The following is a 17,435-nucleotide window of genomic DNA, read 5'->3' as shown; positions in this document are numbered from 1 at the left end:
ACGGCCCCACGGTCGGCGCGTCGCCGTCCGCGTAGGACAGTGCGAGATGCAGCATGCCCTGCGTCGCCAGGGTGAACGCGACGGTCGCGGTGGGCGTGTAGCGGCGGCACGCGAGCGGCCAGACCGCGGCGAACTGGGCCACGATCGCCGTGCCCACCAGCCGCCAGGGCACTACGCCTTCGGAGACTGCGTGATGCCCGAAGGTCGCGAGCACGGTGCCGAGCACGGCGAACACCCCGGCCCGCGCCCACGTTCCCGTACGGCTGCCCCGGCCCGGCCCCGCACGTCCCTCGTGCACGATCACGGACGCCGCACGATCAGGCGTCCGGCTGGCGGAGGTCACGGGCTTTCACCTTGTCGTATACGTCGGGTCGTGCATGGCTGTTCACACGGTCACTTGGACAGCCGGTCGTCGATGAGTGCCTTGAACACCTCGTAGGAGGCGGGTGTCGGGATCATGGTTCCGTCGACGAAGAAGGTCGGGGTGCCCCGCACGCCCAGGCCGAGTCCGTCGCGCTGGTCGTCCTGGACGCGTCCGGCGGCCTCCGGATCGGCGAGGTCGGCGTCGAACCGGTCCATGTCCAGGCCGAGTTCCTTCGCGTAGCCGCGGAAGACGGACTCCTTCCAGTCCTGCGACTCGCCCCACTCCTTCTGGGTGTCGAAGAGCTTGGTGTACATGTCCTCGAACCTGCCCTGGCGCGCGGCGGCCTCGGCGGTACGCGCGGCGAGTTCGCCGTTGCGATGGCCGGGCATGGGGAAGTAGCGGGCGACGAAGGTGACCCGGTCGCCGTACTCCTCGCGCAGCTTCTCCACCACCGGGTACGTCACCCCGCACGCCTCGCACTCGAAGTCGAGGAACTCGACGATCGTCAGCTCGCTCCTCTCCGGGTCGGTGAGGCGGTGGCTGTCGTCGCGGACGGTCAGCGCCTCGGCCGCCGGCTGCACGTTCACGCCACCGGCGTCGCGGTCGTCGGGGGAGAACAGCACGAACGCGCCTAGTGCCGCAGCGAACACAGCCACGATCACCGCGGCCACGGCAAGGTGTTTCCTGAGCTTCTTCACGATTCCTCGCTGGGCGTGGTCGTATGCGGGGGCGGGGTCGAGGTCGAGGTCCGGGACGGGGTCGCGGGGTACATGGGGCGTCGGTCCCGGGCGTGCAGGCTCGCCAGGTAGGCGTTGTAGGCGGCGAGCGGGTCGTTGCCGTCGCCGCGGTCGATCTGCCGGTCGACACGGCGGGCTTCGCGCTGGTCGGAGCGGACCCACTGGACGGCCAGGATGATCGTGGTGATGAGAACGGGGATGTCACCGGTGGCCCAGGCGATGGCCCCGGCGTTGTACTGGTCGTCCATCGCGTCCGTGACCCAGGGCCGGTCAAGCAGTGACCACCAGCCCTCGCCCAGCAGGTCGCTGGAGCTCATCAGCGAGATGCTGAACCACGAGTGGAACGGCATCGTCAGGATCAGCACGAACAGCCGTCCCAGATGCGGGGGACGGCGCGGCCCCGGGTCGATACCGATGACGACCCAGAAGAACAGCAGCCCTGCGACGAGGAAGTGCACCAGCATGACCAGGTGCCCGAGGTGGCTGCGCATCAGTGTCTCGAACAGCGAGGTGTAGTAGACGGCGAAGGCGCTGCCGATGAACAGCAGGCCCGCCACGGCCGGATGCGAGACGACCTTGACGTAGCGGCTGTGCAGCAACTTGAGCAGCATCTCCCGCGGGCCGGCCGGCTCTCCCTTCGCAGCGGCGGGCAGGGCACGTAGCGCGAGCGTGGCGGGGGCACCCAGGACGAGCAGGATCGGCACCGTCATCGCCAGGACCATGTGCTGGCCCATGTGCACGCTGAACAGCACCTTGCCGTATACCGCCAGCCCGCTCATCGTGGCGAACACGGTCACCGCGAGGCCCAGCAGCCATGAGATCGTCCGCCCGACGGGCCACCTGTCGCCCCGGGCACGCAACTTCCGTACTCCTGACAGGTACAGCAGCGCCGCGGCGGCCGTGCCGAAGGCGAACAGGGGGTCGAAGTGCCACTGGGTGAACAGCGGAGTCCACGGGAAGTCGCCGAGCGGCGGCGGCACGGGGAAGCCCAGCAGTTCCTCGGTGGTCGAGACGGAGGCGTCACCGGCGCCGGGGGCGGGCGTGCGGGACAGCCCCACGGCGAGGCCGACGGCCGCCGCCATGAGCAGGAGTTCACCGGCGGCGAGACGGACGAACCCGCGCCACTCGCCGTCCTTCAGAGCGGGCAGCGTACGGTGCCGGTGCCACCAGCCGATGCCGCACAGAGCCGCGAGCGCCAACGTCTTGGCGAGGACCATCAGCCCGTACCGGCTGGTGAACAGGTCCCCCAGGGAGGGCAGTCGGACCGCGACGTTGACGATGCCGCTGGCGGCGACCGCGAGCAGCGCCCCCGTGGCGAGCGGACTGAAACGCCGCACCGCGTCCGGCGCCCGCTCCTCCCGGCGCGCGACCACGACCAGGACGAAGACCAGCCCGCCGACCCACACCGCGACACCGAGCAGGTGAAGGGCGAGGCTGGTGACCGCGGCGTCATGGTTGCCCGCCGCCGAGGAGTGCCCGGTGAACGCGGGCGGCAGGAGCCCGGCCAGCGCGACGACGAGAGCCAGTCGGGCCCAGCGGGCCGTTCCGATCCCCACGCCGAGCGTCGCGATCACGCCGGCGGCGCCCGTCATCAGCGCGTATGAACGGCCCTGCGCGTCCGTGACGACGAAGTCCGCCAGCACGGCGAGGGAGAGGACTCCGGTGACCGGCTGGGCGAACAGGTCCGAGAGCAGGAAGGCGAGCGTGGCGGCCGACGCCACGGCCCACAGCGCGGCTGCGGCAGCCGCCCAGGTGAGATAGCGCAGTTGGGCCGGGCCGAGCCTCCTGCCGCCCGGCAGCAGCACGGCGACCAGCAGCAACGCGCCCACCGTCGCCGTGGCGGCCGCGTTGGTGACGGTACGGGCGGCCGGCAGGCCCCAGGCGGTGAGCGCTCCGGCGTCAGGGATGCCGGGGATCGCGGTAACGGCTCCGCCACCGGCCCATACGGCGATCGCGGCGACGGCGACGGCGAGCCCGACCGATCCGGCCAGCACGAGCGGCAACGGAGGCAGTCGCCTGGTCCTGGTCCTGGTCCTGGTCCTGGCTCCGGTGGCGGTTGTGGTCCCGGTCCTGGTCTCACTGGTCATGACGCGCTCGCTTCCGGCGCGCGACGAACGCCCCCACGAGCGCCAGGACCAGCACACCCATCGCTGCGAGAACGGGAACGCCCGAGCCGCCGGACTCCCCGCCGGCCCTGTCCGGCGCGGACCTCTCGGCGGCGCGAGGAGCCGCCGCACGGTCCGACTCCGTCACGCGAGGCGATGGACCGGAGGTATCGGCGGCCTTGACCGTGAAGGAGTACGCCCCCGAGACCGGATGGCCATCGGCGGAGACGACTCGGTAACCCACCGTGTAGCGCCCGGCGGACCGGGCCGGAGCCAGCGCGAGGGTGACCGTCTTCCCAGAGACCTGAGGCTCGCCTGCGGCGGCCGACGTGCCGTCGGGGCCGGTGACGGCGACCTTGGCGTACCTCTCGGTCATCGAGTCGCTGAAGGTCAGCGTGACGCGCGGTGGCAGTCCGGCGAGTGTGGCGTTCGCCCCCGGGCTGCTGGTGTCGAGCCCGGTGTGGGCAGCGGCCGGAGGGGCGGGGACGGCGAGAGCCGCCAGGGCTGTGGGCAGAACAAGGACACGTGCCGCCGTACGGACGGCACGTCGGTCAGTGACGTGCACGATGCGAGAACTCTCTGGGACACCCGTCGGCCCGAGCCGACGGGACGAGGAGGACCGGCTTGCCGGGCGGCCCTCCCGTCACCCCGTCAGAGCGGGTGGAGAGTGCCGATCGGCGTAGGCCGGAGAAGGACGAACGGGAGAAGGACGAACGGTCCCTGCGCGCGGCGCGGCGGCGCCCTGCCCCCGTGCAGCCGCACCAGCGGCAGCGACACCAGTGGCGAGGAACTCTCGCGGACCACGACCTGCGGACCGGTTCCGTGCGGGCCACCGAACAGTGGCCAGAGGAACAGCAGCAGACGCCGCACGACCACCAGGATCGACGTGCTCTGCCACAACAGCCGCTCCGTGACGCCCAGCAGACGAGCGGTGAGCAGCAGGGTGACCAGATGACCGGCGAGCAGCACACCGGAAGGCGGCCCGGCGGCCGCGCCGTGCTCGATCAGCCGGAGCGGACCGTCCACCGAGCCGCCCTGCCCCGTCACCACGGCACAGGCACCCGGCAGCGCGTACGCGACGTGACAGGCCAGCTGCGCGACGACGAGCACACCCAGCAGCTGGGTGTCCGTCAGCCGATGCCGCGTCAGGAAGACAGCCCCCGGCAGCGCGACGGCAGCCATGGCGGCCATGACGACCCACTGGGGCGCGTGCCCCTGCGACAGCACGTGTCCGGCCAGCGGCAACAACACGCACACCACCGCGAGTACCCCGGCTCTGAGCCCCCGCAGGCCGCCGGACGCCGGCGAGCCGGTTCCTCGCAGGCGGTGCGTACGCATCAGTTCGGGGCCTTCGGCGAGTCGGTCCGTCGCGGCAACGGAAGAGGAACGGTGAGGGTGCCGGATGCCGGATCAGGTGTCCCGCACTCCCGGCAGCGTACCGACCGCCCCACCCACGGCCGCACGCCAGGGTGGGCCGGAGCCGGATACCGAGACCCAGACCGGAGTCGGACACCGAGACCGAGGCCGCGATCAGCTGAACCAGACGACGAGCCGCACATACTCGGCACCGTGCAGTCCGGCCGGCGTCCTCATCACGTCCCAGACCGGTGCCCAGTGGGTTTCCTTCCCGGCGGCCTCACGTCGGCGGCTGAGACATGACCGCATCCTGTCCGGAAGGGACGTCGCTCGTCGCCTCGGTTTTCCACGGAGTGTCCGGCTCATCGAGGGCCCGAGTGGTGGAGGACGTGCCACCGGACGGCTGCCGCCGATCTCAGGGGGCGGTAGGCGTAGACGTCGGCCGGGTTCCAGCCGGTGTCGGTGGTGAAGTCGGCCGTGGCCTCGGCGGCGGCTGCCGCGTTGAGGGCCGCCGGGCGGCCGTTCAGCCAGGAGCCCGAGTCGCGGAAGCGCGTGCCGCCGTAGATGGCGACTGCCACGGCGGGGTGGGCGCCGGGGCCCTCGTAGAGGAAGACGTTCCGCTCGGAGACGATCGCGGACTCCAGGCCGATGCCGAGCGCGTAGACGGTGCTCCGGGCCCGGCCCCGGTACACGTTGTTGACCAGGTGGACCTGCCCGAAGCGGACGCGTGGGGCGCGCTGGGCGATGTCGGTGAAGAGGTTGCGGACGAAGGTCACCTTCAGGTGCCCGCGGTCGCGGTCGCCCCGCCCGTCGCCCGAGCCGATGAGGACCGCCTTGTCGTGGTCGGTGAACCGGCTGTCGGAGACGGTGATGAAGTCGGAACTGTCCTCGATGTCGAGCAGCCCGTCGTGCCGTTGGACCCGCTCGCCGTGGAAGCCCTCCGGCGCCTCGCGGTCCGGGAAGCGGCCGTCGGTGAACGTGCAGTGGTCGACCCAGATGTTCCTGCCGGTGATCACGGTCAGGGCGTCGAAGCGGGCGTTCCAGTTGCCTTGCTCTCCGTCGTCAGGAGACCAGGTGGTGAAGTGGTCGACGGGTGCCTCGAGTCGGAGGTCACGGACGATGATGTTGGTGCCCGTGTTGACGGTCAGGAAGACTCCGAGCAGGCGCGCGTCGCCTCGCGTCCCCATGAGGGTGGTGTTGCTGGGCACGGTCAGCTGGATCTGCTGCTTCTCCTTGTTCGAACCGGTCTGCCTCAGGGTCCGCTGTTGCCTGCAGTAGTCGTAACGGGTGTCGGACCATGCGGTGCCGTCCTCGCCGAAGCACGACATGTACTTGGCCAGGTCGTAGCCGGGGGCGTAGTCCTGTTCTCCGAGGAGGGTGCCGTCGTCGGCCTCGTGGCCGTTGATGTCTCCTTTGACGCGGATGATCTTGGGCGCGTCGGGAGCGCCGCGGTTGGCCAGCGCTTCCTTCAGCTCGGCGCGCGTCGAGACCGTCCAGGTCGACTCCGGGGCGGCCCCGGCCCCTCCCGTGGTGCCCGCGCCGGCGGAAGCCCAGCCGATCGGGCCGGCGGTGTCGGACCCGAGCACGGACGCGGTCGCCGAAGTCGTCGGTAGCAGGACGGCGACCGAGAGCACGGTGACCAAGAGCACGGCGACGAGGGCAGGCCCGCGCATCCCGTGTCCGGGCAACGCCACGCGCCGCCGACTGCGTAAGGGCGAGTGAATCGATTCACGCATCGTCACCGGCGCAACGGTAGGAGCTGTGCCCTCGCGGTTCAACAGTCGTGACGCACAAGGCGGGTTGGAGGCGTGCCGTTCAGGACAGCGGTGCGGTGGACCCCCGGATCACCACCCGGCAGGGCAGGCTCTCGACACCCGAGCGCCGTGCCCCGCCGATCGCCGTGAACAGCGCGTGCGCGGCCGCCCGGCCGACCTGTTCGAGGTTCATGTCGACGCTGGTCAGCGGCGGGCGGGAGGCGGAGGTCAGCACCCGCCAGTTGTCGAAGCCCATGACCGCCACGTCCTCGGGCACCCGGTGGCCGCGTTCGCGCAGTACGTCCATGACGCCGCGGGCTATCTGGTCGCTGCCGCACAGCACGGCGTCCACGTCCGGATGCTGGTCGAGCAGCATCGCGGTGGCCGCCCGCCCCCAGCCCTCCGACCACGCCCCGAACCGTGGCTCGCCGACCAGGGCGTGGCCCGCTTCGGCGAGCGCGGCCCGGGCGCCCTCGGCCCGCTCCCGCGCCGCGAGGTACCCGGGGTCGCCGGTGATGTGCGCGATCCGGGTGCGGCCACAGGAGAGCAGATGGTCCACCGCGATCCGGCCCGCGCCGACGCTGTCGGGCACGATGGACAGGTCCTCCGGGTCCTCCGACGGCGCGTACGCGTAGACGGCGGGCACGGGCAGTTCGCGCCCCAGGGAGGGGCGCGGGTCGGTCCGGCTGCCCACCACGATGAGGCCGTCGACCCGGCGGCCGAGCAGGGCGCGGACGTGGTGCTGCTCCCGGATCGCGTCCCCCCGGGCGTCGCACAGGAACACCGCGACCTCGCCCGCCCCGAACGCGTCTTCGGCACCCATGAGGATCGGGATGCTGAACCGGCCCTCCAGGTCGCTGGTGAGCAGACCGACGGTACCCGTCCGCCCGGCCAGCAGGCCACGGGCCACCTGGTTGGGGCGGAACGACAGCCGCTCCGCCGCTTCGATCACCCGCTGTCTGGTCTCCGCGCGCACCTGGCTGCGGCCGTTGAGGGCCTTGGACGCGGTGGCGACGGACACGCCCGCCAGCCGGGCGACGTCGCTGAGCGTGGCGGGTTGCGAACGAGAGGGGCCGGTGGCCTGTGCCATGGGTCTTCTCCTGTCTCGCGTCGCGTGCCCACGCCCGTCGAGCGTGGCACGCCGCGCGGAAAACAGTACGGGAAACCTTTCGGTCGCGGCATGCCAACGGGTTTCGTGCACCTGGCTCCAAGCACTTCCCGCAAGGGGATTGACGGTCGGTGAGCCGAGTTCTAGCGTCTCTGAAAGCCTTTTCGGTTCGTTTCTGTCGCTTCGCTTCGCTACTCGTTTCTCTGGAGCCCGTGACGAACCCCGTCACAGAGTTCGTCAGATTCCTCGTCGCAGAGTTCAGTGCCACCACATCCATCGTCCCGACCGGCCGGCCTGCCCAGGGCCCGCCGCCCACAAGGGGGGATCGACCATGGGGAGCACGGCCGGACAGTTCGGACGTTTACGCCGCCTCGTCACCGGCGCCATCGCACTCCTCGCCGCCGCGAGTCTGGCCACGGCCTGCGGGTCGGGCGAGGACGGCTCTGGCGGTGGGGGAGGGAGCGGAGCGGCGGACGCCAAGGGAGTTGACGACGGCGCCAAGTTGACGATGTGGACGCGTGCGGCGACCCGGCCGCAGAGCGAGGCCCTCGTCAAGGCGTACAACGCGAGCCACAAGAACAAGATCGAGCTGACCGTCATCCCCACCGACGACTACCAGGCCAAGGTCGGTGCCGCCGCCGGCTCCCGTGACCTTCCGGACCTGTTCGCCTCCGACGTGGTGTTCGTGCCGAACTACACCTCCAGCGCGCTCTTCGCCGACATCACCGCACGCATCGACGCCCTGCCGTTCGCCGAGAGTCTGGCCCAGTCGCACATCAAGGCCGGAACGTACGAGGGCAAGAAGTACGTCGTGCCGCACACGCTGGATCTGTCGGTGCTCTTCTACAACAAGGAGCTCTACCGCAAGGCCGAACTCGACCCCGAGAAGCCGCCCACCACCCTTGGCGAGTGGGACCGGCAGGCGCGGGCCGTGGACGCGCTCGGCGGAGGCGTCAACGGCACGTTCTTCGGCGGCAACTGCGGTGGCTGTGGCGTCTTCACCTGGTGGCCGTCCATCTGGGCAGCCGGTGATGACGTACTCAACAAGGACGGAACCGAGGCCCAACTCTCCTCCGGCACCGCGAAGAAGGTGTACGAGACCTACCGCGGCTGGGTGAAGGACGACATCGTGGCGCCCGGCGCGCGCGACGAGACGGGCACCACCTGGACCGGGGTCTTCCCGAAGGGCAAGGTCGGCGTGATGCCCATGCCGTCCACCACCCTGGGGCTGATGCCCAAGGACCTCGACCTCGGTGTCGCCCCCATCCCGGGACCCGACGGTGGCAAGTCCACCTTCGTCGGCGGTGACGCCATCGGCATCTCCGCGACCAGCAAGTCGGCCGATCAGGCCTGGAACTTCCTCGCCTGGTCCCTGGGCGACGAGGCCCAGGTCGACGTGGTCGCCGCGCACAAGGACGTCGTGGCGCGCACGGATCTGGCGTCCAACAAGTACTCCAAGGCGGACCCGCGGCTGGTCACGATCAACGAACTCGTGGCGCACGGCCGCACCCCGTACGCGCTGAAGTTCGGCCAGACCTTCAACGACCCCAACGGCCCCTGGCTGACCCTCATGCGCGACGCCGTCTTCGGCGACGGAGGCTCCGTGGACAAGGACAACGAGGCGGTCAGCGCTTCACTGGCCGACTGAGCGGCCCGAAAGATCCGGCACGAGGGATCCGGCACGACGGCTCCGGCCCGGGGCGCAGGCCCCGGGCCAGGGCCACAGCACGGCGAGTACGGCACGAGGGGTACGGCGTCCGGGGTGCGCCACGGGGCTCCGGGACCCAGGGGCGGCAGAGCCCGCCGGGCCCTGGACCGTACACCGGGCCCCCGCACTTGGACCTGAGCCGAAGGAGACCCATGCAGGTGAAGGCGCCCGACCGGCCGGCGGCCGAACGCCCATCGTCCCGGCCGGAACGACGGACCCGCGCACCCCGCGCGACGGCGCCCCGTTGGTGGCGGTCCCGCAAGGTCAAGGGCCTCGGCTACGCGGCTCCCACGGCCGTGTTCGTCGCGGTCTTCTTCGTGCTGCCCCTGCTGCTCGTCGGACAGATGTCGCTCAGCGACTGGCCACTGCTCGCGGGCGACCGGGGCGTCAACGCGCCCGAGAACTACACCGACATCACCGCCAGCACCCTCTTCTGGCCCGCGGTGCGCTTCACCCTCCTCTACACCGTGATCGTCACGGTCGTCCTCCTCGGGCTCGCGCTGCTCCTCGCCCTGCTGGTGCAGGAGTCACGCCCGGGCGCCGGCTTCTTCCGTACGGTCTACTTCCTGCCCAGCGCCCTCGGACTCGCCTCCGCCTCCCTGCTGTTCTGGGGGCTGTACAGCCCCACCACCGGCCCGCTCAGCCGGATCCTGGAGAAGCTCGGCCTCGTCGACGACCCCGTGTCGTTCCTCGGCACGCCGACGTCAGCCCTGCTGTCGACCGTCTTCCTCATCGTCTGGAAGTTCGCCGGCTTCTACATGCTCATCCTGCTCGTGGGACTGCAGCGCATCCCTCACGAGGTCTACGAGGCGGCCCGGATGGACGGCGCGAGCCGCGGCCAGATCTTCCGGTCCATCACGCTGCCGCTGCTGCGCCCGTCCCTCGCCCTCACCCTGCTGCTGTGTGTGACCGGATCCCTGCTCGCCTTCGACCAGTTCTTCATCCTCACCAAGGGCGGACCGGACAACAGCACCGTCACCGTCGTCCAGTTGATCTACCGGGAGGCCTTCCAGCGGCTCGACCTCGGTACGGCGGCGGCCCTGTCGATCATCGTGCTGGCCGTGCTGCTCCTGCTCAACGTCCTCCAGTTCCGCGGTCTGCGCCGCGCCGACGAGTCATGACCAACACCCCTCCACGAAGGGACATCACGGTGCTCACCCGCGCCCTGGGCCGGACACCCCACTACGTCGTCGCCGGAGGTCTGGCCGTCATCTTCCTGTTCCCCCTGCTCTGGAACACCTGGGCCTCAGTCAGCGGACAGGCAGGCACCGCGCAGGAATCCGGCTACGGTCTCGGCAACTACCGCACGCTGCTCGACTACGACGCGGGCCTGTGGCAGTACCTCCTCAACAGCACCGTCGTCTCCGCGCTGACCGTCGCCCTGACCCTCGGCGTGTCGCTGCTGGGCGGCTACGCGTTCGCCCGTTTCGACTTCCCCGGCAAGAACGTGCTGTTCCTGCTCACACTGGCCATCCTCATGGTCCCGTACGCCACGCTCCTCATCCCGCTCTACGTGCTGCTCGGCAGGCTCCACCTGCAGAACTCGCTGATCGGGCTGAGCCTCGTACTGGCCATGTTCCAGCTGCCGTTCGCCACCTTCATGATGCGGATCTCCTTCGAGGCGGTACCGCGCGAGTTGGAGGAGTCGGCGCTCGTCGACGGCTGCGGCACGGCGGGCGCGCTGCGCCGGGTCCTCCTCCCGGCGGTGCGACCGGGGCTGATCACCGTGGGACTCTTCGCCTTCCTCGCGGCCTGGAACGACTTCATCGCCCCCTTGATCCTCATCTCCGACAGCGAGAAGGCACCGCTGCCTCTGGCCATCGCGAACCTGCGGCAGCAGAGCATGGGCGCCGTCGACTACGGCGCCACCGAGGCGGGCGTGGTGGTCCTCGCCGTGCCCTGTCTCCTGCTCTTCCTGCTGCTGCAACGGCACTACATACGGGGCTTCATGTCGGGCGCGCTCAAAGGCTGAAGCGCCCTCGCACAACCCCACGGCACCCATCCACGACCGAAGGGACCGACCAAAGGCATGAACTGGTGAGGGAGAACACGACGCGGCCCACCGTGCTGCCGGTGGCGCCCAGCCGGGGCCGACTGCGGCCGCTCGGCCTGGACGAGGTCAGGATCACCGGCGGCTTCTGGGCCCGGCGCAGGCACACCAACGAGACCGCCACAATCGGCCACTGCCGGGACTGGATGGAACGCGTCGGCTGGACCGGCAACTTCCGGGCCGTGGCCGAGGGGCGGATCCACCAGGGCCGGCGCGGCCGGGAGTTCGCCGACTCGGAGATCTACAAGCTCCTCGAAGCCATGTCCTGGCAGGCTGCCGCAAGCGACGGATCCGGCACCACGCTCGACGCGGAGACAGCCGAACTCACCGAGGCCGTCGCATCCGCCCAGCAACCGGACGGCTACCTCAACACCGCCTTCGGGCACCCCGGACAGCAGCCCCGCTACAGCGACCTCGAATGGGGCCACGAACTCTACTGCTACGGGCACCTCATCCAGGCGGGCGTGGCCCAGGCCCGAGCGAGGGGCGAGGGCGAGCTGACGAAGATCGCCCGGCGGGCCGCCGACCACGTGTGCGCCACCTTCGGCCCGGGCGGCATCGAGGGAGTCTGCGGGCACCCGGAGATCGAGACAGCACTGGTGGAGCTCGCCAGGCTGACGGGGGAGCAGCGCTATCTCGACCAGGCCGCCCTCTTCGTCGACCGCCGCGGCCACCACGCGCTCACCGACATCGAGTTCGGCCGCGTCTACTTCCAGGACGACGTGCCCGTCCGAGACGCCACCGTGCTGCGCGGCCACGCCGTGCGCGCCCTCTACCTCGCGGCCGGAGCCGTCGACGTCGCCGTGGAGACCGGCGACGACGCCCTGCTCGCCGCGGTCGTACGGCAGTGGGAGGCGGCCGTCGCCCGGCGGACCTATCTGACCGGCGGCATGGGCTCGCACCACCGCGACGAGTCCTTCGGCGACGACTTCGTGCTGCCACCGGACCGCGCCTACTCGGAGACCTGCGCCGGGGTGGCCTCCGTGATGCTCAGCTGGCGGCTGCTGCTGGCCACCGGTGAGCCGCGCTTCGCCGACCTGGCCGAGCGGACCCTGTTCAACGTGGTCGCGACCTCCCCGTCCGAGGACGGCCGCGCCTTCTTCTACGCCAACACCCTGCACCGGCGCGCCCGGGGAGCGGTGCCCGCCGCGGACACCGACAGTCCGCGCGCCGAGTCGAGTCTGCGCGCACCCTGGTTCGCGGTGTCCTGCTGCCCGACCAACGTGGCACGGACCCTGGCCCAACTGCCCGCGTACGTAGCGACGGTGGACGACCACGGCGTACAACTGCACCAGTACGCCGACGCCGAGATCGCCACGTCGCTCGCCGGAGGCCACGGTGTCGCACTCCGGGTCCGCACCGACTACCCGTCCGGCGGGGCCGTGACGGTACGGGTGGTCAGGTCCCCGGACCACCCCTGGACCCTGTCGCTGCGCGTTCCCGAGTGGACCGCGGGCGCCCCGGCCTCGCTCGTCGACCCGGACGGGACACGCCGCACCGTCCCGCCGGGCACCGCCGGAGTCACCCGGGTCTTCCGGCCCGGGGACGAAGTGCGGCTCGAACTGCCCGTGACACCACGCTGGATCCGGGCCGACCCGCGCGTCGACGCGGTGCGTGGCACGGTGGCCGTCCAGCGCGGACCGCTGGTGTACTGCGCCGAGTCCGCGGACCTGCCGGACGGACGGGACGTCGACGCGATACGGGTCGATCCGTCCGTGAAGCCCCAGGACGTGCCGGACGACACGGGCGGCACCGTCGTCGTCGCCGGAGACATCGACGCGCACGCCGAACGGCCCGCCACCGGATGGCCGTACGAGCCGCTCGACCGCCCCGTGGCGAGGTCTGCCGACCGCACGGAGATCGTCCTGGTGCCCTACCACTCCTGGGCGAACCGCGGGCCCTCCACGATGCGCGTCTGGCTGCCGACGGCGGAACTACGCACGACAGAACCACGCACGACAGAACCGCACCCTGCAGAACCGCGCCCGACAGAACCGTAGGCAACGCTCACCTGGAGGCAGTCGTGCACGGACCGCGAAGACGGCACCATCGCAGAACCCTGGCCGGAGCGCTGGCTCTCGGGCTGCTGACCTCGCTCGCGGCCACCGCACCGGCCGAGGCGGACAACTCGGCCATCGGCTACCCGGTCTACACCGGATCCGCCGAGCCCGTGCCGGAGTTACCCGCGGGCTTCTCCGTCCGCCGCACGATGCGCGCCCAGTACGAGGCCGACCGGAAGACCGGGAACGGCACCGACTTCTGGATGGACCGCATGCTGGCCCGCAAGGGCGAGGACCCCTCCGGCGACTGGCTGTTCACGCGGGGCCGGGCCGTGTTCATGAAGGAGCACGACCCGTCCCGGCTCGGGTTCGCCGGCAAGGTCGCCTACTGGGAGAGCATCGACAACCGGTCCGCGTACACCATCACCCTCTCCGTGGACGGCGAGAACCTCACACTGCGGGAGAACACCGCCGCCAGGACACAGACCCCCAGCTACTGGCGCAGCGAGTTCACCCATGAGGACAGTGGGCTGAAGGTGACACAGACCAAGTTCATCACCGACGCGAACGTCGCCGTGACGAACCTGGCCCTCACCAACACCGGTTCCGCCCGCCGTGAGGTCACGCTGCGCGCCGCCTCCCCGTACACCACGACCAGCGAAGGCCGCGAACTCACGGGCGCCGTGGCCGCGAAGAACAACCTCACCACCGTCTTCCCACGACTCAGCGGCGACGGCATGACACCCGCGTCCGCCTCCGACGGCGAGGCCCTGACACGCTCCCTCGCGATCCCCGCGCGCGGCACCGTCACCACCAAGGTCCAACTCAGCTTCGTCACCGAGGAGATCGCCCGCTCCCGCCCCGCGTACGACTCCGTGCGCACCGCGACCCCGGCCGCCGCCTTCCGCACCCACGTGCAGACGTACAACCGCTGGTGGGCCGAGAACCTGCCCTACCTCGACGTCCCGGACGACAACATCGAGAAGACGCTGTACTACCGCTGGTGGCTGCTGCGGTTCAACTACCTCGACGCCGACATCCCGGGCAACGACTACCAGTTCCCCACCTCCATGGAGGGGGCGCTCGGCTACAACAACGCCATCGCCCTGACCGTGGGCATGTTCGTCGACGACCTCAAGTACCTGCGCGACCCGAGCTACTCGTACGGCCCCTGGGTCTCGGCCGGAGAGGTCTCGAAGAACGGCAAGTACACCGACAACCCCGGCGACCCGGAGAACTGGTCCAACAGCTACACCCAGTACATCTCCGAGGCGGCCTGGCGTTCGTACCAGGTGCACGGCGGGCCCGACGGCATCGTGCGCAACCTGGCGCGGTACGCCGAGAAGGACGTCAAGGGCCAGCTGGAGAACTACGACCACGACGGCAACGGGCTGATCGAGTACGACTGGGGCGCCATGACCGGCAACGACGCCGACGCTGTGTCGTTCGACTGGAAGCCCGGGAACCTGGACCGCGCCGAGTCGGCGTACGTGTACAGCAACGCGACAGCGGCGGCCCGCGCGTACCAACTCCTCGGCGAGACGGACAAGGCCGACGAGATGCGCGGTACCGCGAAGCGGGTCAAGGACGCGGTCCTGAAGTACCTGTGGGACCCGAAGGACAAGCTGCTCAAGCACCGGCACGTCGCCAGCGACACGCTGGTGCCCTGGAAGGAGATCAACAACTACTACCCGTACAGCGTGGGCCTGATGCCCACCCCGGACGAGGACCCCCAGTACCTCGAAGCGCTGCGGCTGTGGGCCGACGCCAAGCAGTACCCCGTCTTCCCGTTCTTCACCGCCAACCAGGCCGACAAGGCGGAGGCGGCCGAGCAGGGGCACCCGGGGAGCAACAACTTCTCCGTCATCAACTCCACAGTGACCTTCCGTTTCCTCTCCTCGGTGCTGCGCAAGTACCCGAGCAAGTACATCGACCGCACCTGGTACAAGAAGCTACTGTCCTGGAACGCCTGGGCCCAGTACGTCGACGGCGACAACCGGTGGCCCGACCAGAACGAGTTCTGGGCCGACGGCAGCGCCGATCCGCAGAAGATCGGCTACCGCTCCTGGATCCACCACACCATCCTCGGCACCACCAACTGGACCGTGATCGAGGACGCGATGGGCTTCCGGCCGCGCGACGACCGGAAGATCGAACTCTGGCCGATCGACATCGACTGGCCGCACTTCGCCGTCACGGACATCAACTACCGCGGCAAGGACGTGGCCGTGCTGTGGGACGAACCGGGCGACGGGAAACGCCCGTACGGCAAGCGGGTCCCCGAGGGCTACTCCGTCTACCTCGACGGGAAGCTCGCCTTCACCGCCGACCGCCTCACCCACCTCGTGTACGACCCCGTCACCCGCAAGGTGACGTTCCCCGACGACTCGGGCGCCACGGCGCGTGTCACCGGCCTGCGAGCCGGAGTGCCGGAGCCGCAGGACGTCGAGTACGGCCGGAAGGACCGCGTCACCGACCTCTTCGCCAAGGCCGGCCGGGACCTGACGGGCGTGGCGAAGGTGAATCTCGCCTCCGGTGCCACGGCCCGAGCCTCCCACGAGGCCCAGGGCAGGGGCGTGTCCGGCGCCGTCGACGGCTTCACCATCAACGAGCCCTACTGGGGCGCCCGCGGCTCGGGCAACACCGAGGACTGGTACGAGGTCGACTTCGGGCGCAGGCGCGCGGTCGACGACGTCCGGCTGTACTTCTACAGCGACAAACGGCCGGGCGGATACGCCGAACCGGCCCTCTACACCGTGCAGTACCAGGACGGCGGAGGACATTGGAAGGACGTCCCACGCCCGGCCAAGTCCCCGATCCACCCCAGGGCCAACCTCAACCAGGTGCGCTTCCAGAAGGTGACGACCCAGAAGCTGCGGGTGCTGATGCGCCACCGGGACGGCCACACCAGCGGCCTGAAGGAGATCCAGGCGTTCGCCACCGGAGTCCGCCCACCGGCGGTCCGGAACCAGGCCCCCTACGTGGAGGCGTGGCGCGACACCACGTACAGCCGTCCGGGACAGGTCCGGCTGACCGGGATCGTCGAGGACGACGGGCTCCCGGAGCGGAAGCTCTCCGCCTCGTGGAAGGCGACGGACGGCCCGCAGGACGGCACCGTCATCTTCGACACCCCGGGTACCTCCACGACGGTCGCCCGCTTCACCAAGCCGGGCACGTACACGCTCGAACTCAGCGCCACCGACGGTGCGTTGGAGTCGTCGAAGAAGCTCGTGGTCAAGGCGGAGGGGCTCGGGGACCGGCAGGTGAACGTGGCACCCTCCGCGACTCCCACCGCCTCCTACACCTCGGGCTGGGAGTCCGTGGCCGCGATCAACGACGGGCGGGAACCCGCCTCGTCCTCCGACGCCCCGCGCTGGGGCAGCTGGCCGCAGAAGGGCACCCAGTGGGTCCAGTACACCTGGGACGACCCGGTCCGCGTGGACGGCTCCGACCTGTACTTCTTCCGCGACGCGCAGCCGGGCGCGGACGACGGCGTCGGCGTTCCGGCGTCCTGGGTCATCGAGTACCGCGACGGCGACACCTGGCGCGAGGTCGCCTCGCCCAGCGGCTACGGCACCGCCGAGGACCGCTACAACAGGACCACCTTCACCCCCGTCACCACGACGGCCCTACGCGCCCGTCTGACCGGTCACCCGAACCTGGCCCTCGGCGTGCAGGAATGGAAGGTGTACGCCGAGACACCCGAGTCCGTCCGCGAGGTCCATGTCCCCACGCCACGCGGCGAAATCCCCGATCTGCCCGGACAGGTGACACTGGTCTACCCCGACGGCTCCACGGCGCGCTCGCCCGTCGCCTGGCCCGCCCTCACCGAGGACCAGGTCGCCGAGGGCGGTACGAGCGTACGGATCACCGGGCTCGCCGACCGGGCCGCGCAGCCCGTCACCGCCACCGTGTGGGTGCGGCAGACCGACGCGGTCGAGATCACGAGCGTCGCCGAGGAACGCGTCACCACCCGGGCCGGCAAGGCGCCCACGCTCCCGGCCACCGTGGTCGCCACGTACAACGACGGCTCCAAGGACAGCCGGATCGCCGTCACATGGGACGCCGTGAAGCCCGACCAGTACGCCGAACCCGGGACCTTCGAGGTGAAGGGAACCGTGGCGGGCACCACCCACCGCGCCACGGCCACCGTCACCGTGACCGCCCCTTCATGACCGCCCCTTCATGACCGTGTGGTCGCCGTACCACGGAGACCATCCACCGCCCCATGTCCCAAGCCACCTCCCCCTCCC

At 70.5% G+C, this 17,435-nt stretch carries 11 protein-coding genes; 5 read left to right on the top strand and 6 right to left on the bottom strand.

All coding sequences use genetic code 11. The features are described from left to right. Positions 1–393: 393 nt before the first annotated feature. From AB0959_RS25420 to AB0959_RS25395, 6 genes are all read right to left on the bottom strand, one after another. Positions 394–1,062, bottom strand: a complete 669-nt coding sequence (locus tag AB0959_RS25420; protein WP_366828838.1) for a thioredoxin domain-containing protein — start codon at positions 1,060–1,062, stop codon at positions 394–396. Beyond that, positions 1,059–3,188 (bottom strand): cytochrome c oxidase assembly protein, encoded by a 2,130-nt coding sequence (locus AB0959_RS25415; protein WP_366828837.1) that lies wholly within the window; start codon positions 3,186–3,188, stop codon positions 1,059–1,061. Before AB0959_RS25415 ends, AB0959_RS25420 begins: the two co-directional genes overlap by 4 nt. Then, positions 3,178–3,771 (bottom strand): copper resistance CopC family protein, encoded by a 594-nt coding sequence (locus AB0959_RS25410; protein WP_366828836.1) that lies wholly within the window; start codon positions 3,769–3,771, stop codon positions 3,178–3,180. The genes AB0959_RS25415 and AB0959_RS25410 overlap by 11 nt, the downstream gene beginning before the upstream one ends. An 86-nt stretch (positions 3,772–3,857) precedes the next feature. Then, positions 3,858–4,544 (bottom strand): hypothetical protein, encoded by a 687-nt coding sequence (locus tag AB0959_RS25405; RefSeq protein ID WP_366828835.1) that lies wholly within the window; start codon positions 4,542–4,544, stop codon positions 3,858–3,860. 380 nt (positions 4,545–4,924) lie between these two features. Next, positions 4,925–6,235, bottom strand: a complete 1,311-nt coding sequence (locus AB0959_RS25400; protein ID WP_366828834.1) for a pectate lyase — start codon at positions 6,233–6,235, stop codon at positions 4,925–4,927. 142 nt (positions 6,236–6,377) lie between these two features. Continuing rightward, positions 6,378–7,406 carry a LacI family DNA-binding transcriptional regulator gene (locus AB0959_RS25395; RefSeq protein ID WP_366828833.1) on the bottom strand — a complete coding sequence of 343 codons (1,029 nt, stop codon included), beginning with the start codon at positions 7,404–7,406 and terminating at the stop codon, positions 6,378–6,380. A 349-nt stretch (positions 7,407–7,755) separates the two neighbouring features. Here AB0959_RS25395 and AB0959_RS25390 point away from each other — a divergent pair, with 349 nt between their 5' ends. From AB0959_RS25390 to AB0959_RS25370, 5 genes are all read left to right on the top strand, one after another. Further along, positions 7,756–9,072, top strand: coding sequence for a sugar ABC transporter substrate-binding protein (locus AB0959_RS25390; RefSeq protein WP_366828832.1), 1,317 nt, complete (start codon positions 7,756–7,758; stop codon positions 9,070–9,072). A 212-nt stretch (positions 9,073–9,284) separates the two neighbouring features. Beyond that, positions 9,285–10,253, top strand: coding sequence for a sugar ABC transporter permease (locus AB0959_RS25385; RefSeq protein WP_366828831.1), 969 nt, complete (start codon positions 9,285–9,287; stop codon positions 10,251–10,253). Positions 10,254–10,282: 29 nt separating this feature from the next. Continuing rightward, positions 10,283–11,104, top strand: coding sequence for a carbohydrate ABC transporter permease (locus AB0959_RS25380; RefSeq protein WP_366828904.1), 822 nt, complete (start codon positions 10,283–10,285; stop codon positions 11,102–11,104). A gap of 65 nt (positions 11,105–11,169) precedes the next feature. Then, on the top strand, positions 11,170–13,182 hold the full coding sequence (locus AB0959_RS25375; protein ID WP_366828830.1) for a beta-L-arabinofuranosidase domain-containing protein: 2,013 nt from the start codon (positions 11,170–11,172) through the stop codon (positions 13,180–13,182). A 23-nt stretch (positions 13,183–13,205) separates the two neighbouring features. Further along, on the top strand, positions 13,206–17,357 hold the full coding sequence (locus AB0959_RS25370; protein WP_366828829.1) for an Ig-like domain-containing protein: 4,152 nt from the start codon (positions 13,206–13,208) through the stop codon (positions 17,355–17,357). Positions 17,358–17,435: the final 78 nt, after the last annotated feature.

Source organism: Streptomyces sp. NPDC046862 (assembly GCF_040704615.1).
GTDB lineage: Bacteria > Actinomycetota > Actinomycetes > Streptomycetales > Streptomycetaceae > Streptomyces.
The sequence above is the reverse complement of the archived record's forward strand: the minus strand, read 5'-3'. Positions and strand labels throughout refer to the sequence as shown.